Raw genomic sequence first — 441 nt, forward strand, 5'->3', positions numbered from 1 at the left:
AAATCTGCCTGTCCAGCCGCTATATCTTGCAACTGATAGGAAACCCAGTCACCCTGCCGAGCCGGGCTATTATGCTGTCCTACGGACTTGCTCGGCAATCTTAGGGGGAGCAAAAGAGCCTATCTGATCTGACACGGTCAGCCGTCGAACTCGCTATAGCCGAGTATGACGAGATCGGTCCCGAGCGCTTTTTGGAAAAGTATGGCTTCGCCAAGGCCCGAAAGTACTTTCTGGTCATTGGAAATCGCGAATATCACTCTAAGGCCATCGCAGGGGCAGCCCATGGTTATCTTCCCGGGCGGCATTTGCCGCTGCGCTCGATCGATTTCTCAGGCGGAGAGAACACCGTTGCGCATGTGCTGGGCAATCTCGGCTTCGTCGTGCGCTCAACAGAACCGAAGCCACGCAATCCGACTTGGACCCGTGATGAGCTCATCCTTG

The 441-nt window shown here is 55.3% G+C and carries 1 protein-coding gene; it reads left to right on the forward strand.

Features of this window, described 5'->3' with window-relative positions:
• Window positions 1-191: 191 nt before the first annotated feature.
• Window positions 192-441: hypothetical protein (locus tag EN853_RS33155; protein WP_210236094.1), on the forward strand; the 250-nt coding region annotated here is incomplete at its 3' end.

The organism is Mesorhizobium sp. M1C.F.Ca.ET.210.01.1.1, from assembly GCF_004791585.1.
Taxonomy (GTDB): Bacteria; Pseudomonadota; Alphaproteobacteria; order Rhizobiales; family Rhizobiaceae; genus Mesorhizobium.